Consider the following 24,435-nt stretch of genomic DNA (forward strand, 5'->3'; position numbering starts at 1 on the left):
CAAAGTTCTGCTTGCATCAACCTTTAATATATTAACATTGAACAACAGAATTCGTCAACATCAAATCAAATAATTTACATAAAAATAACAAGAGGCTAACGAATTAGCCTCTGTTATATAAATGTTATTCAGTCACTTCTGTTTGAGCTTCTACTTCAGCAACTGGTTTAGCAGTCTTTTCGTATTTAACGTCACTATAACGTCTCATACCTGTACCTGCTGGAATTAATTTACCAATAATTACGTTTTCTTTAAGTCCTAGTAAGTCATCACGTTTACCTTTTATTGCTGCATCTGTAAGTACTCTTGTTGTTTCTTGGAATGATGCTGCAGATAAGAAACTTTCTGTTTCAAGTGATGCTTTCGTAATACCTAGTAATACTGGTTTAGCTGTTGCAGGACGTTTACGGTGTTTAAATGCTTCTCTGTTCGCATCTGTAAAGTTATGAATATCAACTAATGAACCTGGTAATAACTTCGTATCACCTGCTTCAATAATTCTTACTTTACGTAACATTTGTCTAACCATAACCTCAACGTGTTTATCGTCGATTTCTACCCCTTGCATACGGTAAACTTTTTGTACTTCTTTTAGTAAGTAGCTTTCTGTCGCATTTAATCCAGCAACTGACAAGTAATTCTTAGGCTCAATAGAACCTTCAGTTAACACTTCACCACGTTGTACTGGTTGACCGATTTCTACAATAATTCTTGAAGTACCTGAAGCAAGGTATGATCTTGTTTCATTAGCGCCTTTTACAACAATTTCTTGTTGTCTATCTTTCGCTAATTTAATATCTTCAACAACACCTTCGATTTCCGTAATCACTGCTTGACCTTTAGGGTTACGTGCTTCGAAAATCTCTTGGATACGAGGAAGACCTTGTGTGATATCGCTACCGGCTACCCCACCTGTATGGAATGTACGCATTGTAAGCTGCGTACCTGGTTCACCAATTGATTGAGCAGCGATTGTACCAACTGCTTCACCAACTTCAACTTTTTCACCAGTCGCAAGGTTTTTACCGTAACATTTTTCACAAACACCGTGTCTCGCATTACATGTGAAGGCTGAACGAATATACATTTGTTCGATACCAGCGTCTGTAATTTTCTTAGCGATTTCAGGCGTAATTAATTCATCAGGGCGAATGATTACTTCATCTGTTTCAGGATGACGAATTGTTTCTTTAGAATAACGACCTTCAATACGTTCGATAAATGGTTCAATCATTTCTGTACCTTCTTTAATATCAGAAACTAATAAACCTCTATCAGTACCACAGTCTTCTTCACGAACAATAACATCTTGTGCCACGTCAACAAGACGACGAGTAAGATATCCTGAGTCAGCTGTTTTAAGTGCTGTATCGGCAAGACCTTTACGTGCACCGTGAGTTGAGATGAAGTATTCAAGTACTGTTAAACCTTCACGGAATGAAGATGTGATTGGTAATTCGATAATCTTACCAGATGGTGCGGCCATCAATCCACGCATACCTGCTAACTGTGTAAAGTTAGATGCGTTACCACGGGCACCTGAATCACTCATCATGAAGATTGGGTTAGTTTTATCAAGTGATTGCATCAATTCACCTTGAATTTGATCTTTTGCATCTGTCCAAATTTCAACAACTGCATTATATCTTTCTTCTTCAGTGATTAAACCACGATTGAATTGTTTTGTAATTCTGTCGACTAATTTTTCATGCTCATCAAGTATTTGTTGCTTATCTGGTAATACTACGATATCAGCAACACCTACTGTAATACCAGCTTTAGATGAGAATTTGAATCCTAAGTCTTTCATACGGTCTAACATCATTGATGTATCAGTGATGCTAAATCTGTTAAATACTTCTGCAATAATATTACCTAAGAATTTTTTATTGAATGGTTCAATTAATTCTTCATTTTCAAAGTATTCTTTTAAGCCACCTTCACCTAAAGTTGTAGGATCGATGAAATATCTGTTTGGTGTCTTTCTTTCTAAGTTTTCTTGCGTAGGTTCATTAATATAAGCAAATGAATCTGGAATGATTTCATTGAATATAATTTTACCTACTGACGTAGCAAGAATCTTTTTGTTTTGTTCTTCAGTAAATGTTGGATTGTTGAATGAACTTGCATGTACACCAATTCTTGTGTGTAAATGTACAAAGCCATTTGCATATGCTTTTAATACTTCATTTGTATTATTAAAGATTGCGCCTGTATTTACTGCATCTTTTCTTTCTAAAGTTAGGTAATAGTTACCCAGTACCATATCTTGTGATGGTGTAACTACTGGTTTACCATCTTTAGGGTTCAAGATGTTTTGTGCTGCTAACATCAACATTCTTGCTTCAGCTTGTGCCTCTTTTGATAAAGGAACGTGAACCGCCATTTGGTCACCATCAAAGTCAGCGTTATAAGCTGTTGTTACAAGTGGATGTAGACGAATCGCACGACCTTCAACTAAAGTTGGTTCAAATGCTTGAATACCAAGTCTATGAAGTGTTGGTGCACGGTTAAGTAATACAGGATGTTCTCTAATTACTTCTTCCAATACATCCCAAACTTCATCATCCATGCGTTCGATTTTACTTTTCGCATTTTTAATGTTAGTTGCAATTTCACGTTGAACTAATTCTTTCATTACGAATGGTTTAAATAGTTCAAGTGCCATTTCTTTTGGTAAACCACATTGGTACATTTTCAAGCTTGGACCTACCGCGATAACTGAACGTCCTGAATAGTCAACACGTTTACCAAGTAAGTTTTGACGGAAACGACCTTGTTTACCTTTTAACATATGAGATAAAGATTTTAATGGACGGTTACCTGGACCAGTAACTGGACGACCACGACGACCATTATCAATTAAAGCGTCAACGGCTTCTTGTAACATACGTTTTTCATTTTGAACAATAATACCAGGTGCACCTAAATCTAATAAACGTTTCAAACGATTATTACGGTTTATTACACGACGGTATAAATCATTCAAGTCACTTGTTGCGAAACGTCCACCATCTAATTGAACCATTGGACGAATTTCAGGTGGGATAATTGGAAGTACGTCTAGAATCATCCATGAAGGTTTATTACCTGAGTTACGGAATGATTCAACAACTTCTAAACGTTTAATTGCACGTGTAAGTCTTTGTCCAGTAGCTGATTCTAACTCATCACGCAATAATTTAAGCTCTTCGTCTAAATCAATCTCTTCAAGTAAATCTTTGATACCTTCTGCACCCATTTTAGCAACGAATTGACCAGGGTATTTATCATAATATTCTCTGAATTCAGCTTCAGATAGTAATGTTTTCTTTTCTAAGCCAGTTGGACCTGGATCTACAACAACATAAGAAGCAAAGTAAATAACTTCTTCTAATGCTCTTGGTGACATATCAAGTAATAATCCCATACGACTTGGAATTCCTTTGAAATACCAAATATGTGAAACTGGAGCAGCAAGTTCAATGTGTCCCATTCTTTCACGACGTACTTTAGATTTAGTTACTTCAACACCACATCTGTCACAGACCATGCCTTTGTAGCGAACACGTTTGTATTTACCACAACTACATTCCCAGTCTTTTGTAGGTCCAAAAATTCTTTCACAGAATAGACCATCTTTTTCAGGTTTTAATGTACGGTAGTTGATTGTTTCAGGTTTTTTAACTTCACCAAATGACCATGAGCGGATTTTTTCAGGTGAAGCTAAGCCTATTTTCATATAATGGAAATTATTTACATCAATCAAGGAGCCTACCTCCTTCAATTTAGATTAGCTGTGCTATTTGATTGATTTGCATTTATTTAAAATGGCTTAAAGTACTAAACTGAATAATTTAAATGATTCAGTTTAGTATCTTTATTGCCTAATTTTGTAAATTGCGTATTAATCAGTAACTTCTTTTTGTGTTTCAGGAGCATCGTTTTGTTGTAAATCTACTTTACGTTCTACAACATCATCGTCGTCAACGTCTGTCATTTCGATTTCATTATCTTGCTCATCCATAACTTTTACATCTAATCCTAAACTTTGTAATTCTTTCATCAATACTCGGAATGACTCTGGAACACTTGGTCTAGAAATGTTTTCACCTTTAACAATAGCTTCGTATGTTTTCACACGTCCTACTGTATCATCGGATTTATAAGTTAAGATTTCTTGTAATGTGTACGCAGCACCATATGCTTCAAGTGCCCATACCTCCATCTCGCCAAAACGTTGTCCACCAAATTGTGCTTTACCACCAAGTGGTTGTTGTGTAACAAGTGAGTATGGCCCTGTTGAACGTGCGTGTAGTTTATCATCAACCATGTGCGCAAGTTTCAACATGTACATTACACCAACTGAAATACGGTTATCGAAAGGTTCACCTGTACGTCCATCGTAAAGTACAGTCTTACCATCACGAGCCATACCAGCTTCTTCAATTGTTGACCATACATCGTCGTCATTTGCACCATCAAATACAGGTGATGCAACGTGAATACCAAGATTCTTAGCAGCCATACCTAAGTGTAACTCTAATACTTGTCCGATATTCATACGAGATGGTACACCAAGTGGGTTTAACATGATATCAATCGGACGCCCATCTGGTAAGTAAGGCATATCTTCTTCAGGAACAATCTTAGAGATTACACCTTTGTTACCATGTCGACCACACATTTTGTCACCAACATGAATTTTACGTTTTTGAACGATGTATACACGTACTAATTGGTTTACACCAGGTGATAACGTATCATCACCCTCTTCACGATTAAACACTTTTACATCAAGAACGATACCACCAGCACCGTGAGGAACACGTAATGAAGTATCTCTAACTTCACGTGCTTTTTCACCAAAGATTGCATGTAGTAATCTTTCTTCAGCAGTTAATTCAGTCACACCTTTTGGCGTTACTTTACCAACTAAAATATCTCCATCTTTAACTTCTGCACCAACATAAACGATACCACGATCATCTAAATTTTTAAGTGCACTTTCAGAAACATTAGGAATATCTCTTGTAATTTCTTCAGGTCCTAACTTAGTGTCACGAGCTTCTGATTCATATTCTTCAATATGAATTGATGTATAAACATCATCTTTTACAAGTCTTTCACTCATGATTACGGCATCCTCATAGTTATAACCATCCCAAGTCATGAATCCGACAACAACGTTTCTACCTAATGCCATTTCACCTAATTCCATAGATGGACCATCTGCCAAGATTTCGTTGTACTCAACAACATCCCCAACCGCAACGATTGGTCGTTGGTTGTAACATGTACCTGAGTTTGAACGTTTAAATTTAGCTAATGGATAACGATCTAATTCTCCTTCATGTTCAACGCCATTTTCTTCAACAAGACGACGTACAAGGATTTCATTAGATTCAACATGTTCAACACGGCCTCTATGCTTAGCTGTAATAGCTGCACCAGAGTCACGTGCTGCAACGTGTTCCATACCAGTACCAACAAATGGTGCTTCTGGATTCATTAAAGGTACTGCTTGACGTTGCATGTTCGCACCCATCAATGCACGGTTAGAGTCATCGTTTTCTAAGAATGGAATACATGCAGTCGCAGCTGAAACTACCTGTTTAGGTGATACATCCATGTAATCCATTTTTTCTTTGGCCATAACTGTATTGTTACCACGGAAACGACATACTACTTCATCATCCATGAAACGACCATTTTCATCTAATTTAGAGTTTGCTTGTGCTACTACATAACTATCCTCTTCATCAGCTGTTAAATAGTCAATTTGATCTGTGATTGCATGTGTATCTAGGTCTACTTTACGGTAAGGTGTTTCAATGAATCCAAATTCATTTACTCGTGCATAACTAGACAATGAGTTAATTAAACCGATGTTTGGTCCCTCAGGTGTTTCGATTGGACACATACGACCATAGTGAGAGTAGTGAACGTCACGTACTTCCATTTGAGCACGTTCACGTGTTAATCCACCCGGTCCTAAAGCTGATAGACGACGTTTATGCGTTAACTCAGCTAATGGGTTAGCTTGGTCCATGAATTGTGATAATTGTGAGCTACCAAAGAACTCTTTAATAGATGCAATTACAGGACGAATATTAATTAATTGTTGAGGTGTGATAGACTCTGTGTCTTGAATTGACATTCTCTCACGTACAACTCTTTCCATTCTTGATAAACCGATACGGAATTGGTTTTGCAATAATTCACCAACCGAACGTAATCTACGGTTACCTAAATGGTCGATATCATCTGTATATCCAATACCACTTAATAAGTTAAAGAAATAACTCATTGAAGCAATAATATCTGCTGGCGTAATACATTTAACTTCCGAATCAGGGAATGCATTACCAATTACTGTTGTAGTGCGCTCTTCATCATCATTAGGTACATAAACTTTGATAGATTGAATTTCAACTGGTTCATCAATAACACTACCATGTAATTCAAACACTTCACTGTTAGCGTTTGTTTCAAGAACGTCCATGATTTCATCAAGTTTGCGACGATCAAGTACCGTACCTTCTTCAACAACGATTTCTCCAGTTTCAGTATTAACGATTGGCTCAGCTAATTTTTGATTGAACAAACGATGTTTTAAATGTAATTTTTTGTTTGTTTTATAACGACCTACACTTGCTAGATCATAACGTTTTGGATCGAAGAAACGTGAATACAATAGACTCTTAGCATTTTCAACCGTTGGTGGTTCACCTGGACGCAAACGTTCATAGATTTCTAGTAACGCTTGTTCTGTGTTTTCAGTGCTATCTTTCTCTAAAGTATTACGTAAATATTCATTGTCACCTAAAAGGTCAACAATTTCTTGATCACTTGAAAAACCTAATGCACGTAATAATACTGTTAAAGGTAATTTACGTGTTCTATCGATACGAACATAAACCACATCTTTTGCGTCTGTTTCATATTCTAACCATGCACCACGGTTAGGAATAATTGTTGCATCATAGTTTTCGCGACCATTTTTGTCGATTTTTTCATTAAAATAAACGGATGGTGAACGAACTAATTGAGATACGATTACACGTTCAGCACCATTGATTACGAACGTACCAGTATCAGTCATTAATGGGAAATCACCCATGAAAACTTCTTGTTCTTTAACTTCACCAGTTTCTTTAATTATTAGACGCACTTTTACACGAAGAGGTGCAGCATAAGTAGCGTCACGGTTTTTAGATTCTTCTAAATCATATTTTGGTTCTCCTAAACGGTAATCCACAAATTCTAATGATAAATTACCAGTAAAGTCTTCAATTGGCGAAATGTCTCTAAACATTTCGATTAAACCTTCTCTAAGGAACCACTCGTAAGATTTAGTTTGAATTTCTATTAAGTTTGGTAATTCTAATACTTCTGAAATTCTCGCGTAGTTTCTACGTTTACGATGTCTTCCATATTGGACAACTTGACCTGCCAAACAGATTCACCCCTCAAAAATTATGTGATCCGCTTTTAGCTAAATAATATAAGCATATTAATAAAAAGACAAAAAGAAAACGGCAACACTAATGATGACACCATTTTCGATTCTATATTTATTCCTAATTAACTTATCTATTTAACGTAAAAGTACACACTTATTGAACATAAATTTTTACATTATATAACTATAACAGAATATCGGATTCTTTTCAAGCTTTTATGCTTCTTAGAATATAATATCCTTTATCTTTATTCAGTACCTCTACATTTCCAAAAAGTGCTTCCATTTTTTTCTTTGCAGATGGCATTCCTTGCTTTTTCTGTATAACAACAAATAGTTCTCCCTTTGCATCCAATTTATCAAACGCTTGTTCGAAAATACGATGTACGGTTTCTTTACCTGCCCTTATAGGTGGATTAGTCAATACAAAGTCTAAACTTTCATTTTCTACTGCAGTTAAAGCATTGCTTTCTTTTACAATCACATTGTCGACATCATTTAATTTTTTGTTTTTTTCAACTAAAGTAAGTGCTCTGTGATTTACATCAAGCATAGTAATCGTATGATGTGGAGATACTTTTGCAATCATCAAACCTATAGGACCATATCCACATCCAACATCAGCTATTCTTTTACTTGGTCCAGGAGGATGTGCTTTTAAAAAAGTTTTAATGAGAACGTCTGATCCGTAATCCACTCTATCTTTTGAAAAAACGCCATTGTCTGTAATTAAATGGATAAGATGCTGATTCACTTGATATTGGATTCGTTGTTCATCGCTACTTACACTTGGATCTTCATCATAGTAATGACTCACTATTCCACCTCATCTTCATTTTGTAACTCGTCATTATTATAACATTACATTATGTGTTTACATGAATAAAACCCCGTTATCAAAATAACGGGGTTTTAACTTCTCAAAGAATCATTTCATTATGAGCCTGAGACATAAATCAATGTTCTATGCTCTAAAAAGTTATATTGGCAGTAGTTGACTGAACGAAAATGCGCTTGTAACAAGCTTTTTTCAATTCTAGTCAACCTTGCCGGGGTGGGACGACGAAATAAATTTTGCGAAAATATCATTTCTGTCCCACTCCCATAAAACTTTGACTATTAAGTTTAAGATACTAGAATTATTTTAATTCTACAGTAGCTCCAACTTCTTCTAATTGTTCTTTAAGTTTTTCAGCTTCTTCTTTAGGTAAAGCTTCTTTGATTACTTTAGGAGCTCCGTCTACTAATTCTTTAGCATCTTTTAATCCTAAACCAGTTGCTTCTTTTACAGCTTTAACAACTTTGATTTTAGATGAACCAGCTGAAGTTAACTCAACGTCAAATTCAGTTTTTTCTGCTGCAGCGTCAGCGCCACCAGCTGCACCTGCTACTGCTACTGGAGCAGCTGCAGTTACACCAAATTCTTCTTCAATTGCTTTTACTAAGTCGTTTAATTCTAATACTGACATTTCTTTAATCGCTTCAATGATTTGTTCATGATTAGCCATTTATAATTCCTCCATTAATTTTAAGTTTTTTACGCTAAAAATTATTCAGCGTTTTCTTCTTTTTGTTCTCCAATAGCTTTAACCGCATAAGCGAAGTTGCGTACAGGAGCTTGTAATACTGATAAAAGCATAGATACAAGACCATCGTGTGAAGGTAATGAACCAACAGTTTTAACTTCTTCTGCTGTAATAACATTGCCTTCCATAACGCCTGATTTAATTTCTAATGCTTCATGATCTTTAGCAAATCCAGAAATTACTTTCGCTGCAGCTACAGCATCTTCATTAGAAGTTGCAATAGCAGTAGGACCTGTTAAGAATTCATCTAAGCCTTCGATACCAGCTTTTTCAGCTGCACGACGTACCATAGTGTTTTTGTATACTTTATACTCAACACCGGCTTCACGTAATTGTGAACGTAAGTCAGTAACTTCAGCTACTGTTAACCCACGATAGTCAACGATTACTGTTGAAACTGAATTTGATAGTACCTCAGCAATTTCATCAACTAATTGTTTTTTAGCTTCAATGATAGCAGACATTCAGACACCTCCATTTAAATTTTTGGTGCTTTTTTTAAAATTAATAAAAAAAGCACTTTCTACCCACGGCAAAAAGTGCTTGAAAGATCATTAATCATCACGTTCAAGTCAATTTTAGCCTCGGTAGGATAAATTTTAAGTTATAAATAACTCCTACTGTCTTAGGTAAAATAATCACAATAAGTAATATAACTTGTAAACCACTCATTGTCAATATATTTTTACAGACTGAAAGTAAATTCTTTCAGCCTGTAATCATTTATCTCATTTATTATTTAAAACTTGCAGTATCAATTTTAACTCCAGGACCCATTGTTGTAGTTACAGCAACAGATTTGAAGTAAGTACCTTTAGCAGATGATGGTTTAGCTTTAGCTAATACATCTTGTAAAGTATTGAAGTTTTCGATTAATTGTTCATCAGTGAATGAAACTTTACCGATAGATGCGTGTACGATACCAGCTTTTTCAGCACGGTATTCTACTTTACCAGCTTTGATTTCTTCAACAGCTTTTTTAACATCCATTGTTACAGTTCCAGTCTTAGGGTTTGGCATTAAACCTTTAGGTCCTAATACACGACCTAATTTACCAACTTCACCCATCATGTCTGGTGTAGCAACTACTACATCGAAGTCAAACCAACCTTGTTGGATTTTTTGAACGTATTCTGCTTCACCTACATAGTCAGCACCTGCTGCCTCAGCTTCAGCAATTTTATCGCCTTTAGCGAATACTAATACACTTTGTGATTTACCAGTTCCGTTTGGTAATACTACTGCGCCACGGATTTGTTGGTCATTTTTACGTGTATCAATTCCTAAACGGAATGCAACTTCAACTGAAGCGTCAAAGTTAGCAATACTTGTTTCTTTAGCTAATTTAATTGCTTCTTCAACACTGTAGTGCTGAGTACGATCAACTTTACTAGCTGCTTCTTGATACTTTTTACCTTTTTTAGCCATTTATAGTTCCTCCTTTAGTGGTTTTAGCGGAATTTCCTCCCACATTACTTGCTTGATGCAAGTTAAGAGCAGACAACAGAAGAACTAATCTTATGAATAAATCAATCATTAATCTAGTCATACAGATTATATTTATAATTCATCATTATTATCTCTGTTATCTGCTTCATCGTTTAAATCTTTTAATCAAATTTAATATTCGAATTATTATTCTACAACGATACCCATACTACGTGCAGTACCTTCGATAATACGCATAGCCGCTTCTTCGTCTGCAGCGTTTAAGTCTTGCATTTTGCTGTTAGCAATTTCGCGTACTTGATCTTTAGTTACTGTAGCAACTTTAGTTTTGTTTGGTTCACCAGAACCTTTTTCAATACCAGCTGCTTTTTTAAGTAATACTGGAGCCGGTGGAGTTTTTGTAATGAATGTAAATGAACGATCTTCATAAACACTGATTTCTACCGGAATAATTAAACCTGCTTGATCTTGAGTACGTGCATTGAACTCTTTACAGAATCCCATGATATTCACACCTGCTTGACCTAATGCTGGACCAACTGGTGGTGCTGGATTCGCTTTACCTGCAGGAATTTGTAATTTAACAACTTTATCTACTTTTTTAGCCACGATGTGCACCTCCTTGATATCGTGATGTGGTCACAGGGCTCAGTTTTGCCCTCCCACTCTTAACATTTCGTGACGAAATGGGCGCTCTAAAAGCGCGACCACATAATTTTAACACTTTTCTAATTAAAAAATCAATACTCTTTTTTATCTTTTGGTTAGTTTAATTGCTTTAATATAAAATTAAAGCTTTTCAATTTGGTCAAATTCAACTTCAACTGGTGTTTCACGTCCAAACATATCTACTAAAACAGTTAACTTAAACTTATCTGTTTCAATTTCTTGAACTTCACCAACTTGATTTGCAAATGGACCAGATTTAATGCGGACTTGTTCACCAATTTCTAGTTCTACATCGATTGTTTTTTCTTTAAGTCCCATTTGTTTTAGGATAAAGCGGACTTCATCCGGCAATAATGGATTGGGCTTTGATCCTGCACCAGCAGATCCAACAAATCCAGTTACACCTGGCGTATTTCTAACTACATACCAAGATTCGTCCGTCATAATTAATTCCACTAAAACATAGCCAGGAAATGTTTTCTTAACAGTTGTTTTAGCTTTACCATCTTTTACTTGAGTTTCTTCTTCTTCCGGTATGACTACTCTAAAGATTTGTTCAGTCATATTCATAGATTCTACTCTTTTTTCTAAATTCTTTTTAACTTTGTTTTCATATCCAGAATATGTATGCACTGCATACCAACGCTTTGCGCCAACTTCTTCAGACATGTCTTCACTCCTCTAACCAAATAATAAATTTTTCAATGCTGTAATTCCTAAATCTAAGGCATAGAAAAAGACTAAGAAGAATATAACAGTAGAGACTACAATTACAGTATATTTAAATAGCTCTTCTTTCGTCGGCCAACTTGTTTTTTCCATTTCAGACTTAACGCCTTTAAAGAAACTTTCTTTTTTAGCCATCTGTTCAACCTCCAAATCCTTTGAACATATTTTCAAAGTATTATTTTGAATGTATTTATTTCGATTCTTTATGAATTGTGTGCGCGTTACATTTTGGACAATATTTCTTTAAAGTTAATCTTGTTGCCGAGCCTTCTTGCTTTGGAACATTGTAATTTCTATTGCCACAAACCTCACAATTTAAAGGTATTTTCCTCACAATACTTCACCTTTATTCATTATAATACCAGTATACTATACATAAAATTTATAACAAATGTCAAACTATCCAAGAAGTATCACGTGCTCATTTAACCCTTTTACTGTACTGAATCTTAATTCATTTTAAAATGCTGTCTTATTTTACTTTTACAACGTTGAATTGCATTATAAATAGTTTTTTCTTTAACATTCATCAATCGAGCAATCTCTCTTGGCTTATATTGTTCACATATAAAATACATTACTTCCTTTTCAAATGCACTTAAACGTTTAAACTGACAAATTAACTCTGTGACAGTTAGTTTATTTAAATAGTTTCTTTCAATGTCATGATGCTTTAATGCACATGGATATATAACTTTATATTCATTTACTAAATTATCCATTCTTTTAGAAGATGCTAAACACTTCCTTAAATAATCGTATTTAACAGAAGTGATTAAACATTGAACATAATTAACAAATGGTTGTTCCCCATTAAAATCAAATGTTTTAGTTGCCCTATATATCTTTATAAGTATCTCTTGATATAAGTCTTCCAAATCATGAAATTTAAAGCCAAACCTTTTCATACGTCGAACAATTAATGGTTTCAAATCCGTTATTAACTTTTCAAATTCATTCTCGTCAACTATATTGCTGACTTTTTTAACATTATTGTGCGGTGATATATATCTTTCCAAAAATTAAACTAACCCCTTCTACCTAAGATTATGGTTAGTTTAATACTGTTACATTTAGATTTTCAAGGTGGCAATAAGCTTACTTTTTATGATGTCCTCGTCTAATTTTTTCGAATTCTGCAAGTGTCTCAGAAGAAAGCGGAATTCTAGTTCTTGGTTTATTTTCACTAATATCATCTAACGATTTACTTACGTCAATTTCATTTTCTTTCAAATCTCTCCACATTTCTCTTGAAGAAATCCGATATGCCCCTGATCCAAAAATTGCATGTTGCTCACTCATATCACTAGTAACTACTGTAATATGTTTTGTATGCTTGTCGTAGAGTTCATATACATATCGTTCAATAAAACTATCTGCAGTCTCTTTCTCTTTTGTAAAAATCGTTTTAACACCATGGTACATATATTCTCTCTCAATACCAGATTGCTCATAAGCATCGAAAACACAAATAATTTCATCTGAAATAACTGCATTATAGTTTGCAATTGCATCAATTAATTGTAACCGTGCTTCTTCCAAATTTTCTTTCGCTATGGCGCTCAACGTTGGTGATTGACCAATCATATTGTACCCATCAATGATTAAGTAACGTTCCTTCATTATAATTCTCCAACGTCATGTCTTTTACGAAATACTTCGTACATCATTAAACTGGCTGCAACTGATGCGTTCAAGCTGTTTACATGTCCTACCATTGGTATTTTAATGTAGAAGTCGCATTTATCACTTACTAAGCGACTCAAGCCTTGCCCTTCGCTTCCAATGACAATTGCTAATGACATATCCGCTTCAAGATTTCTATAGTCCGTAGCATTATTTGCTTCTGTACCTGCTACCCAAAAACCATTTTCTTTAAGTTCATCAATTGTCTTAGCTAAATTTGTTACCCGTATTACAGGAATATGTTCTATCGCGCCAGTTGATGCTTTAGCAACAGTTTGCGTTAAAGTAACTGATCGTCGTTTAGGAATAATCACACCATCAACACCCGTTGCATCTGCAGTCCTTAAAATTGATCCTAAATTGTGCGGATCTTCTAATCCATCTAATATAAGTACTGTCGATAAAGCACCTTTCTCTTTTTGCTGTTTTAAAAATTGTCCGAAATCTGTATATTCATATGGTGCAATGAGCGCTGCTACACCTTGATGAGGCGCATTTGCTAAAAAATCTAATTTAGATTTTGGTACTGTTTGAACAATGATTTTTTGATCTTTTGCATTTTTTAAAATTTCATTGATTTGTTGTTTCTTTATACCTTCTTGAATCAATATTTTATTTATAGGATGCCCAGTAATAATTGCTTCTCTGACAGCATGCCTACCAACAATAACTGTATCTTCCATGTCGCCACTACCTTTCATTAACTATGGTTATAATTTTATTTAATAATACCTCTAATCGTTCTTCTCTCTTATCCAAATAAAGGAAGCCGATAACAGCTTCCAATGCAGAACTTTTACGATAAGTTTGAACATCGGTATTTTTTGCTTTAGTATGACTTTTTGCATTACGTCCTCGCTTCAAAATTGCCATTTCTTCTTCAGTAAACCATTCATATTCAATTAGATATTCTAGCGTTTGAGCTTGGCTTTTTGCAGATACATATTTTTTTGACATTTGATGTAATTTATTTGGCTTACTTTTAAGTTTCATAACAATATAATTACGTACATATTGATCTAAAACTGCGTCACCCATATATGCTAAAGTTAATGGATTTAATAACTTTATTTGATAATCTTGTTGGTTATCCACGTTTAAATCTAACCCCTTGAGGTGTGTCTTCTAAAATAATATTTTGCTCTTTCAACATGTCTCTAATCTCATCAGCTCTTGCAAAATCTTTGTTTCTTCTAGCTTCATTACGTTCTTCGATTAATTTTTCAACATCTTCATCTAATAATTCATCTGCATTCTTAGATTTTAAAGGTACACCTAACACATCACTAAAAATTTGATAAACCTCTTTGAATTTATCGATGACTGCTGTGGAAGTCGTATTCTCAAGTACATATTTATTAGCTAATTTTGCTAAATCGTACCATGCTGTAATTGCATTAGCTGTATTAAAATCATCATTCATAACTGTTTCAAAACGATTTAAAATTGTATCAATTTGTTCAATATATGATTGTTGATTTTCAATATTAGTAGCAATTTCGGCACGCTCTTCGATTAACTGATAACTATTTCGAATGCGCTCAAGTCCGCTACGAGCTGATTCTACTAATTCTAAATTGTAATTAATTGGACTTCTATAATGTACACTTATCATAAAGAATCTTAGTACGTCTGGATCTACTTCTTTAATAATGTCGTGTACTAAAATAAAGTTACCTAATGATTTACTCATTTTTTCATTATCAATATTTATAAAACCATTATGCATCCAATAATTAGCAAATGGTGCATGATTGTGTGCTTCAGATTGTGCAATTTCATTTTCATGATGGGGAAACTGTAAATCCGAACCACCTGCATGAATATCTATCGTTGCACCTAATTCATGAAATGCCATAACTGAACATTCAATGTGCCACCCTGGGCGACCTTCACCGAATGGGCTATCCCAGCTTATTTCCCCTGGCTTCGCTTTTTTCCATAATGTAAAATCTAATGCATCTTCTTTATACTCACCTGCATCTATACGCGCACCAACTTTTAAATCATCAATTGATTGATGACTTAATTTGCCATACCCTTCAAACTTACGTGTTCTAAAGTAAACATCGCCACCGCTTTCATATGCATACCTTTGATCAACTAGTTCTTTAATAAACTTAATAATATCGTCCATGTGATCCATTACGCGTGGATTTGATGTTGCCTTCTTTACATTTAAAGCACCAACATCCTCGTGAAATGCGGCAATATATTTTTCCGCTATTTCTGGAACTGATTGGTTTAATTCTTGAGAACGTTTAATTAATTTATCGTCTACATCAGTAAAGTTAGATACATATTCTACATCGTAACCTTGATATTCAAAATAGCGTCTTACTACGTCATAGTTAATAGCTGGTCTCGCATTCCCTATGTGAATATAGTTATATACGGTTGGACCACATACATACATTTTTACTTTCCCTGGTTCTATTGGCTTGAACACTTCCTTTTGACGTGTAAGTGTATTATATAATGTAATCATCTTGAATCTCTCCATTCCTAGTCTTTTCAAGTTGTCGTTCTAAATGCTTAATTTGTTCATAAATTGGATCTGGTAAGTTACGGTGGTCGAATGTTTTGCCAACTCTGACACCATCTTGCTTAACAATATGTCCAGGTATGCCAACGACTGTTGAATAACTTGGTACCGATTGTAAAACAACTGAATTTGCACCAATATTTACATTTGAATTTATTTTTATATTACCTAAAACTTTAGCACCTGCTGCGATTAAAACGTTATCTCCGATATCCGGATGTCTTTTTCCTTTTTCTTTCCCTGTACCACCAAGTGTAACGCCTTGATAAATTGTCACATTATCACCGATTGTGCACGTTTCACCAATTACTACGCCCATACCGTGATCAATAAATAGACGCTTACCAATTTTAGCACCTGGATGAATTTCTATACCTGTAAAAAATCTTGAAATTTGAGATATTGCACGTGCTGCAACATATTTTTTTTGATTGTATAATTTATGTGCAATCAAATGACTCCATACTGCATGTAACCCGGCATATGTTGTAATGATTTCTAATGTTGAACGTGCCGCTGGATCCTGCTCAAATACCATTTTTATGTCGTCTCTCATTCTTTTTAACAAGATCATTTCCTCCTCAACGATTGAACTACATAAATATATAACTAAAGTACCCTTAATTTAATGTAAAAAAGCACCACTAACATTTAATTTGTAATGTTAGAGGCGCTTCCGCACGGTTCCACTCTGAATTCAGTATAGAGTATCTAAAAAGGTTATCATTGTTGTAATGTTTACAAACGACCTCTTTTTAATCCCTACTACTCTCATTATATATTTAATTAAGTATACGAAGGTGCATTCATTAATTTTTACGTTGTACTTACAGCAACCGTACACTCTCTGAATCGTATAAATTTAATTACTAATCCTTCGACTTTATAAATTTTAATTCGTTATATTTTAATTTAATAATACAACTTTATCATAGGCGCTTACGTCTTAAAATTCAAGTATATACTTCAATAATTTAAGTTAATCATTAAATGTACTGTTTTAGGCGACTTAACACTTTATCTTTACCAAGGACTTCAATAGTATTTGGTAATTCAGGTCCATGCATTTGACCTGTTACAGCAACTCGAATTGGCATAAATAGTTGTTTACCTTTAATACCTGTTTCTTTTTGTACTTCTTTAATTGTCTTTTTAATTTCTGTTGCCTCAAATGGTTCAAGTGCTTCTAGTTTACTATATAAATGAGTCATTAATTCTGGTACTTGTTCACCATCAATCACTTGCTGCTCTTCTTCACCTAAGGCTGGCATCTCTTTAAAGAACATTTCTGATAAAGGAACGATTTCACCTGCATAACTCATTTCTTTTTGATAAAGTCCAATAAGTTTACGTCCCCATTCCAAATCTTCTTCCGACGGATTCTCAGGTATTAAATTCGCTTTAACTAAATGTGGTAATGCTAATTGGAATACTGTTTCAGTATCTTTTTGCTTCATATATTGGTTATTAACCCAAGCTAATTTTTGCTTATCGAAAAATGCCGGTGATTTTGATAAACGCTTTTCATCAAATATTTTGATAAATTCATCTTTTGAAAAGATTTCTTCTTCACCTTCAGGAGACCATCCTAATAACGCAATAAAATTGAACAATGCTTCTGGTAAGTAGCCTAAATCACGATATTGCTCAATAAATTGTAAGATTTGTCCATCACGCTTACTTAACTTTTTACGTTCTTCATTTACAATCAGTGACATATGACCAAAACGGGGTGGTTCCCAGCCAAACGCTTCATAAATCATGATTTGTTTAGGCGTATTTGAAATATGATCATCACCGCGAATAACATCTGAAATTTCCATGTAGTGATCATCAATAGCTACTGCAAAGTTATATGTTGGAATACCATCTTTTTTAACGATTACCCAGTCTCCAATACCGTTTGAATCAAATGAGATATTTCCTTTTACCATATCATCAAATGTGTATGTTTGATTTTGAGGTACTCGGAAGCGTATAGCTGGCTGACGTCCTTCAGCTTCAAATTGTTGACGTTGTTCTTCAGTCAAATGCGCATGTTGACCACCATAGCGAGGCATTTCACCACGTGCAATTTGAGCTTCACGTTCAGCTTCCAACTCCTCTTCAGTCATATAGCATTTATAAGCTTTGTCTTCCGCCAATAATTGATCTATTAGTGGTTGATAGATATGTTGACGCTCAGATTGACGGTATGGTCCGAATCCTTTATCTTTATCTACCGACTCATCCCAATCTAAACCCAACCATTTTAAATTATCAAATTGTGATGCTTCACCATCTTCAAGGTTACGTTTTTTATCCGTATCTTCAATACGGATGACGAAATCTCCATTGTAATGTTTTGCAAACAAGTAATTAAATAACGCAGTTCTTGCGTTACCAATATGAAGGTATCCAGTTGGACTTGGTGCATATCTTACTCTTATGCGGTCGCTCATTATATTCACTCCTATATTCATTATCATGCATTTAATTTGTTCATTTGTTAGCTTCGACCGTTTTAACAAATGTTCTTATAGTCTTATTGCTAAAATTTGAAACCACGCTTTTTAACACGACTTTTAAAATAATTTTATTGTTATATCATAACATAATTTCCTAGGTAATATGCTTAAATTTTAAATAGATTAATGTTGTTTTTCAACACTTTAAAAAAGCTATTCTTAAGAAACAAGACTGCTGAACTTGTACATTTTAATTATCTAAAATGTATATTGTACTGCATAATCAATTTAAGACTCAACTGTTAAATCATGTCATCATTGATTCTGCTATTCAATGTCTTAATTTCTATAAGAATAACTTTGATATTTTTTAAACATACAAATCACCAAATGAATGTTTTCAGTGATATTTTAGCACTATTTATAAAATTTGATAATTCATTTGCTTTAAGGTTATTTATACATTTGGCAGCACCCTTTATTATAAAGAGACTGTATCATCTAATTTTTTAGCAAAGACAATTCTTCCTGACGATGTTTGCAAAAGACTTACTACTTCTAAATGAACGTGACTTCCAATTAAATTCTTAGCATTATCAACAACGACCATCGTTCCATCATCCAAATATCCAACAGCTTGACCAGGTTCTTTGCCCATCTTTGTTAATAAAATATGTAGCTGATCTCCTTGATGAACATTTGGTTTAATTGCTTCTGATAAATCATTAACATTTAATGCTTTTATGCCATGTACATGACAAACTTTATTCAAATTAAAATCTGTTGTAATAATGCTTGCATGATATTGTTTGGCCAATTTTAATAACATCGTATCGATATCACTATGTGATTTAGTTGGATGTATAACTTTTGTTGGATAATCTAAATCATACAATTCATTCAAAATGTCCAACCCTCGTTTACCTTTTTCACGTTTTACACTATCGTTCGAATCTGCAACTATTTGCAATTCATTAATCACACCTTGTGGAATTAATATATTGCCATCGATAAAGCCGCAACGAATAACTTCTAAAATTCGCCCGTCTATAATTGCACTTGTGTCGATAATTTTTGGTGTTGCACTTTTAGTGTGTTGAGACATAGAGCGTGCGATATTTTCAGGTAAAAACATTAGCATTTCATCTCGTTTTTTAAGTCCGAATTGAAAACCAAAATAGCATAATAATATTGTAATTATAACTGGAATGAAATGATTGAAAATGGAATTACCAATTGATTCTAAAATAAATGAAACCATGACAGATATAAGTAATCCAATGATTAATCCTATTGTAGCAAATAATATTTCGACAGCGCTTCTACGCATTATAAAATGTTCTAATCCTCTTATAGCATTTGCAAATCGTCTAATAAATATACCCAAGACTAAGAAAATAAAAATGCTTCCAATTATGCCGTCAACATAATGATTTTTTAATAAATTTGAGTCTTGCAAACCAAGGTCATTGGCAATTTCGGGAATAATAATGATTCCTAATGCACTTCCAATAATTAAGTAAATAATAATAACAATTAGTTTAACGATATTCACACAATGTCCTCCTTTCTAGATGTTTTATGAATGAAGAGCGAATGATAGTGCTTCATGTACAGAAGTTACGCCAATTACTTGAATCCCTTCTGGATATGTCCATCCGCCAATATTATTTTTAGGAATAATTGCACGTTTGAAGCCTAACTTTGCAGCTTCTTGTACGCGTTGTTCTATACGAGATACACGACGTACCTCTCCCGTTAAACCAACTTCTCCAATGTAACAATCTAAACCATCAACTGCTTTATCTTTAAAGCTTGATGCGGTAGCCACGATTACACTTAAATCAACAGCTGGCTCTGTCAATTTCACTCCACCTGCGACTTTGATATAAGCATCTTGTTGCTGCAATAGATAATTTTCTTTCTTTTCTAAAACAGCCATCAGTAAACTTAGTCGATTATGATCAATTCCCGTTGCCATTCTTCTTGGATTATTAAATGTTGTCGGTGTTACAAGCGCTTGTACTTCTATTAAAAGTGGTCTTGTGCCTTCCATTGTTGCAACAATTGTAGACCCAGGTACATTTGTAGAACGTTCTTCTAAAAACATTTCAGACGGATTATTAACACCCTTTAACCCGCTTTGTTTCATTTCAAAAATACCCATTTCATTGGTAGAACCAAAACGATTTTTAACAGCACGTAAAATTCGATATGCATGATGTTCATCACCTTCAAAATAAAGCACTGTATCTACCATATGTTCCAATAACCTAGGACCTGCAATTTGACCTTCTTTCGTTACATGTCCAACAATAAAAGTTGCAATATTCATTTGTTTTGCAATGTTCATTAAACTTTGTGTACTTTCACGAACTTGTGAAACAGAACCCGGTGCCGAACTAATTTCAGGGTGATAAATCGTTTGAATAGAATCAACTACTAACAGGTCTGGTTGTTCTTCTTTAACTGTTTGATATATAACTTCTAAATCTGTTTCTGCTAATACTTGCAATTCACTAGAGTCTTCATCTAAACGCTCTGCTCGAAGTTTCGTTTGATTAAGAGATTCTTCTCCAGTAATATATAACACTTTTTTCTTTTGTGATAAAGAAGCACAAATTTGTAAAAGCAATGTTGACTTACCAATACCTGGATCTCCACCTATCAGAACAAGTGATCCGCTAACAATACCGCCACCTAATACACGATTGAATTCTGCAGAATCTGTCAACACTCTAGGTGTCGTTTCATGTTTAATGCTATTTAATTTTTGTACTTTACCAGCTAATTCTTTCGTTTTTACTCCATGCTTTGGATTGGCAGCTTTTTCAACAATTTCCTCCATTTGATTCCAAGCACCACAATTGGGACATTTCCCCATCCATTTAGGAGATTGATAACCACAAGCCATACATTCAAAAATCACTTTTTTCTTGGCCAAAATTGCACCTCCACTTTCCTTTGAACAAATCTATTTTAAACGCACAACCTCATTATGACAAATTAAATGTGAGTTACATTTGTTTGTATTTTAACATGAGTACTAAGGCAAACTGTTTTATTAGATTTATTTTTTACGAATATTATAAAATAAACTTGTATAATATTGATAGAAGTTGACTTTCTAAACTAAAATCTTAATACTTTCTTATTAAATTAATCCAACTCAACTTGTCACAATATTGTAGAAAATAATTTTAATTTGATATGTCTTAATATTACATCAAGTAGCAATATTTTTATAACCTGTAAATTCCAACTATTTAACATAGTTCGGTTTATATAAACAGCAGTCAACAAGCATCGATAGTATATCCAAACTTCAAATACTATTTTAACTTAATGAATATAGTTATTTAATTAATATGCATACAAAAAGACAGTCCAAACAAATTAATGTTTCAGACCGTCTTTATTGTTATGCTTGTGAAGTTTCTATAGTTTCAGAAGATTCTTCATCGATGTCGTATTTGAATTTTTCACCATCATGGTCCACTGTAACTTTTTTACCTTCGATTTTATTGCCATCTAAAATTAATTCACTTAAATTATCCTCGATAGTTTTTTGAATTGCTCTAATTAATGGTCGTGCACCATATTCAGGATCATAGCCTTCTTCAGCGATTTTATCTTTTGCTTTATCTGTAACTATAATATTAATATTTTGTTCTGACAATCGATTAGTTAATTTATTAACCATCATTGTAACGATTTCTTTTAATTCTTCTTTTGTTAATTTGTGGAATACAATAATATCATCAACACGGTTTAAAAATTCTGGGCGGAATGAGTTTTTCAATTCTTTCAACATTGTTTTACGAATAGTTTCATAATCTTGTCCATCACTTGATCCACCGAACCCTGCAAAGCGTTGATCTTGTAATTCTTGAGCACCCACATTTGAAGTCATAATTATAATTGTATTTCTAAAATCAACTGTACGACCTTTCGTATCCGTTAAATGCCCATCATCAAGAACTTGTAATAAAATATTAAATACATCAGGATGTGCTTTTTCAATTTCATCGAATAAGATTACAGAATATGGTTTACGTCTAACTTTTTCAGTTAACTGTCCACCGTCATCATGTCCAACATATCCTGGAGGCGCACCAACTAAACGGCTCACAGCGTGTTTTTCCATAAATTCACTCATATCTACACGAATCATTGCATCATCATCGCCAAACATTGATTCTGCTAATGCTCGAGCTAATTCTGTTTTACCGACACCAGTTGGACCAAGGAAAATAAAACTACCAATTGGACGTTTCGGATCTTTCAATCCTGCACGAGCACGTCTTACTGCCTTACTAATAGAATTAACAGCATCTTTTTGGCCGATAACTCTTTCATGTAACGTATCTTCAAGACTAAGCAGTTTTTCAGATTCTGTTTCATTGATTTTAGTTAATGGGATGCCTGTCCAACCAGCAATAACTTCAGCAATATCTTCTTCTGATAGAGACGTTGACATGCCATTTTGAGTATTTTTCCATTCATTTTTAGCTTCTTCGTATTGTTTCTCAAGTTTTGTTTGTTTATCACGTAAATTAGCAGCATTTTCAAACTCTTGCGCATGTACTGCTGCATCTTTTTCATTTTTCACTTTCTCAATTTCTTGTTCAATTTCTTTCAAATTGTTAGGAGTCGTATGACTTTTAAGCCTAACTTTAGAACTTGCTTCATCAATTAAATCGATTGCTTTGTCTGGTAAGAAGCGATCAGAAACATATCTATTACTTAATTTAACAGCCGCTTCGATAGCCTCATCTGAAATATTGATACGGTGATGTGCTTCATATCGGTCTCTTAAACCTTTTAAAATAGCTACTGTATCAATAACAGAAGGTTCATCAACTTGTACTGGTTGGAATCGACGTTCTAAGGCTGCATCTTTTTCAATATTTTTACGATATTCATCTAAAGTTGTAGCACCAATACATTGCAATTCGCCACGTGCTAATGCTGGTTTTAGAATGTTAGATGCATCTATTGCACCTTCTGCACCACCAGCACCAACTAGTGTATGCAATTCATCAATAAATAGAATTACATTACCTGCTTGTTGAATTTCTTCCATTACTTTTTTCAAACGTTCTTCAAACTCACCACGATATTTAGTACCTGCAACAACTGTCCCCATATCTAATGACATTACTCTTTTATCTTTTAATGTCTCAGGAACTTCGTTATTCACAATTGCTTGTGCTAATCCTTCAGCGATAGCAGTTTTACCAACACCTGGTTCTCCAATAAGTACTGGATTGTTTTTAGTACGTCTACTTAACACTTCGATAACACGTGTAATTTCTTTATCACGTCCAATAACTGGATCTAATGTGCCATCTTTAGCAATGACAGTTAAATCACGCGCTAAACTATCTAATGTAGGCGTGTTATTGGCTTTAGTTGCTTGTGCATTTTTATTACTCATTTCCGGATTTCCTAAAGCTTTTACAACTTGTGCACGTGCTTTTGTAATATTTAAATCAAGATTTGCAAATACTCTTGCAGCAATTCCTTCATTTTCACGGATTAAACCTAATAAAATATGTTCTGTTCCGACAAAATTATGATGTAACTTTCTAGCCTCATCCATAGATAATTCAATAACTTTTTTAGCTCTAGGTGTATAATGCAAAGTTCCAACATGATCTTGTCCATGTCCAATTAACTTTTCAACTTCTTCTACTACTTTATCTTCAGTAATGTTAAAACTTTCTAATACTTTTGCAGCAATTCCTTCAGGTTCTTTCATTAAACCTAACAGTAAATGTTCTGTACCTATATTTGAATGATTTAAACGAATTGCTTCTTCTTGAGCATGTGCTAACACTCGCTGCGCACGTTCAGTTAATCTACCAAATAACATAT

Annotated in this window: 20 protein-coding genes and 1 other annotated feature; all 20 genes read right to left on the reverse strand. The window is 34.2% G+C overall.

Annotated features, from left to right (window positions below):
* Positions 1 to 124: 124 nt before the first annotated feature.
* Complete coding sequence (gene rpoC / locus CD116_RS12325) at positions 125 to 3,721, reverse strand: DNA-directed RNA polymerase subunit beta' (RefSeq protein WP_078101741.1); 3,597 nt, start codon at positions 3,719 to 3,721, stop codon at positions 125 to 127.
* 165 nt (positions 3,722 to 3,886) lie between these two features.
* On the reverse strand, positions 3,887 to 7,438 hold the full coding sequence (gene rpoB / locus CD116_RS12330; RefSeq protein WP_047428292.1) for a DNA-directed RNA polymerase subunit beta: 3,552 nt from the start codon (positions 7,436 to 7,438) through the stop codon (positions 3,887 to 3,889).
* A 214-nt stretch (positions 7,439 to 7,652) separates the two neighbouring features.
* Positions 7,653 to 8,261, reverse strand: a complete 609-nt coding sequence (locus tag CD116_RS12335) for a class I SAM-dependent methyltransferase (RefSeq protein ID WP_047532201.1) — start codon at positions 8,259 to 8,261, stop codon at positions 7,653 to 7,655.
* Positions 8,262 to 8,583: 322 nt separating this feature from the next.
* Positions 8,584 to 8,952: a 50S ribosomal protein L7/L12 gene (rplL, locus tag CD116_RS12340; protein WP_001273586.1), complete on the reverse strand. Its 369-nt coding sequence runs from the start codon at positions 8,950 to 8,952 to the stop codon at positions 8,584 to 8,586.
* A 41-nt stretch (positions 8,953 to 8,993) separates the two neighbouring features.
* Positions 8,994 to 9,494 (reverse strand): 50S ribosomal protein L10, encoded by a 501-nt coding sequence (gene rplJ, locus CD116_RS12345; protein WP_047428285.1) that lies wholly within the window; start codon positions 9,492 to 9,494, stop codon positions 8,994 to 8,996.
* 37 nt (positions 9,495 to 9,531) lie between these two features.
* Positions 9,532 to 9,678: a sequence feature (ribosomal protein L10 leader region), on the reverse strand.
* Between the two features lie 87 nt (positions 9,679 to 9,765).
* Positions 9,766 to 10,458 (reverse strand): 50S ribosomal protein L1, encoded by a 693-nt coding sequence (gene rplA / locus CD116_RS12355; protein WP_001074619.1) that lies wholly within the window; start codon positions 10,456 to 10,458, stop codon positions 9,766 to 9,768.
* A 207-nt stretch (positions 10,459 to 10,665) separates the two neighbouring features.
* Entirely contained in the window at positions 10,666 to 11,088 is a 423-nt protein-coding gene (gene rplK / locus CD116_RS12360) for a 50S ribosomal protein L11 (protein ID WP_001085792.1), read from the reverse strand.
* Positions 11,089 to 11,268: 180 nt separating this feature from the next.
* Positions 11,269 to 11,817: a transcription termination/antitermination protein NusG gene (gene nusG / locus CD116_RS12365; protein WP_047428277.1), complete on the reverse strand. Its 549-nt coding sequence runs from the start codon at positions 11,815 to 11,817 to the stop codon at positions 11,269 to 11,271.
* A gap of 12 nt (positions 11,818 to 11,829) precedes the next feature.
* Complete coding sequence (secE, locus tag CD116_RS12370; RefSeq protein WP_001074473.1) at positions 11,830 to 12,012, reverse strand: preprotein translocase subunit SecE; 183 nt, start codon at positions 12,010 to 12,012, stop codon at positions 11,830 to 11,832.
* Positions 12,013 to 12,067: 55 nt separating this feature from the next.
* Positions 12,068 to 12,211, reverse strand: coding sequence for a 50S ribosomal protein L33 (gene rpmG, locus CD116_RS12375; RefSeq protein WP_014373786.1), 144 nt, complete (start codon positions 12,209 to 12,211; stop codon positions 12,068 to 12,070).
* A 115-nt stretch (positions 12,212 to 12,326) separates the two neighbouring features.
* Entirely contained in the window at positions 12,327 to 12,884 is a 558-nt protein-coding gene (locus CD116_RS12380; protein ID WP_398572883.1) for a sigma-70 family RNA polymerase sigma factor, read from the reverse strand.
* 91 nt (positions 12,885 to 12,975) lie between these two features.
* Positions 12,976 to 13,500, reverse strand: coding sequence for an NYN domain-containing protein (locus tag CD116_RS12385; RefSeq protein WP_047550186.1), 525 nt, complete (start codon positions 13,498 to 13,500; stop codon positions 12,976 to 12,978).
* Complete coding sequence (gene rlmB, locus CD116_RS12390) at positions 13,500 to 14,246, reverse strand: 23S rRNA (guanosine(2251)-2'-O)-methyltransferase RlmB (RefSeq protein ID WP_047550219.1); 747 nt, start codon at positions 14,244 to 14,246, stop codon at positions 13,500 to 13,502. The genes CD116_RS12385 and rlmB overlap by 1 nt, the downstream gene beginning before the upstream one ends.
* A 7-nt stretch (positions 14,247 to 14,253) precedes the next feature.
* Complete coding sequence (locus tag CD116_RS12395; protein WP_047550189.1) at positions 14,254 to 14,658, reverse strand: Mini-ribonuclease 3; 405 nt, start codon at positions 14,656 to 14,658, stop codon at positions 14,254 to 14,256.
* On the reverse strand, positions 14,651 to 16,051 hold the full coding sequence (gene cysS / locus CD116_RS12400) for a cysteine--tRNA ligase (RefSeq protein WP_047550195.1): 1,401 nt from the start codon (positions 16,049 to 16,051) through the stop codon (positions 14,651 to 14,653). The genes CD116_RS12395 and cysS overlap by 8 nt, the downstream gene beginning before the upstream one ends.
* Positions 16,035 to 16,682: a serine O-acetyltransferase gene (gene cysE / locus CD116_RS12405; RefSeq protein ID WP_072291959.1), complete on the reverse strand. Its 648-nt coding sequence runs from the start codon at positions 16,680 to 16,682 to the stop codon at positions 16,035 to 16,037. The genes cysS and cysE overlap by 17 nt, the downstream gene beginning before the upstream one ends.
* Positions 16,683 to 17,094: 412 nt before the next feature.
* Entirely contained in the window at positions 17,095 to 18,549 is a 1,455-nt protein-coding gene (gene gltX / locus CD116_RS12415) for a glutamate--tRNA ligase (protein ID WP_047550204.1), read from the reverse strand.
* A gap of 487 nt (positions 18,550 to 19,036) precedes the next feature.
* Positions 19,037 to 20,110 carry a PIN/TRAM domain-containing protein gene (locus CD116_RS12420; protein WP_047550206.1) on the reverse strand — a complete coding sequence of 358 codons (1,074 nt, stop codon included), beginning with the start codon at positions 20,108 to 20,110 and terminating at the stop codon, positions 19,037 to 19,039.
* Between the two features lie 24 nt (positions 20,111 to 20,134).
* Entirely contained in the window at positions 20,135 to 21,499 is a 1,365-nt protein-coding gene (gene radA / locus CD116_RS12425) for a DNA repair protein RadA (RefSeq protein ID WP_047428255.1), read from the reverse strand.
* 477 nt (positions 21,500 to 21,976) lie between these two features.
* A complete protein-coding gene (locus CD116_RS12430) occupies positions 21,977 to 24,433 on the reverse strand; it encodes an ATP-dependent Clp protease ATP-binding subunit (RefSeq protein ID WP_047550209.1) in 2,457 nt (818 codons plus the stop codon).
* Positions 24,434 to 24,435 lie beyond the last annotated feature (2 nt).

Source organism: Staphylococcus schweitzeri, from assembly GCF_002902405.1.
Taxonomy (GTDB): domain Bacteria; phylum Bacillota; class Bacilli; order Staphylococcales; family Staphylococcaceae; genus Staphylococcus; species Staphylococcus schweitzeri.

Excerpts from the sequence above, each read along its gene's own strand:
- secE (WP_001074473.1), bottom strand. The coding sequence starts at position 12,012 with ATGGCTAAAAAAGAAAGTTTCTTTAAAGGCGTTAAGTCTGAAATGGAA.
- rplJ (WP_047428285.1), bottom strand. The coding sequence starts at position 9,494 with ATGTCTGCTATCATTGAAGCTAAAAAACAATTAGTTGATGAAATTGCT.
- CD116_RS12385 (WP_047550186.1), bottom strand. The coding sequence starts at position 13,500 with ATGAAGGAACGTTACTTAATCATTGATGGGTACAATATGATTGGTCAA.
- CD116_RS12430 (WP_047550209.1), bottom strand. The coding sequence starts at position 24,433 with ATGTTATTTGGTAGATTAACTGAACGTGCGCAGCGAGTGTTAGCACAT.
- rpoC (WP_078101741.1), bottom strand. The coding sequence starts at position 3,721 with ATGAAAATAGGCTTAGCTTCACCTGAAAAAATCCGCTCATGGTCATTT.
- cysS (WP_047550195.1), bottom strand. The coding sequence starts at position 16,051 with ATGATTACATTATATAATACACTTACACGTCAAAAGGAAGTGTTCAAG.
- rplL (WP_001273586.1), bottom strand. The coding sequence starts at position 8,952 with ATGGCTAATCATGAACAAATCATTGAAGCGATTAAAGAAATGTCAGTA.
- nusG (WP_047428277.1), bottom strand. The coding sequence starts at position 11,817 with ATGTCTGAAGAAGTTGGCGCAAAGCGTTGGTATGCAGTGCATACATAT.
- gltX (WP_047550204.1), bottom strand. The coding sequence starts at position 18,549 with ATGAGCGACCGCATAAGAGTAAGATATGCACCAAGTCCAACTGGATAC.
- cysE (WP_072291959.1), bottom strand. The coding sequence starts at position 16,682 with ATGATCTTGTTAAAAAGAATGAGAGACGACATAAAAATGGTATTTGAG.
- rplA (WP_001074619.1), bottom strand. The coding sequence starts at position 10,458 with ATGGCTAAAAAAGGTAAAAAGTATCAAGAAGCAGCTAGTAAAGTTGAT.
- rlmB (WP_047550219.1), bottom strand. The coding sequence starts at position 14,246 with ATGGAAGATACAGTTATTGTTGGTAGGCATGCTGTCAGAGAAGCAATT.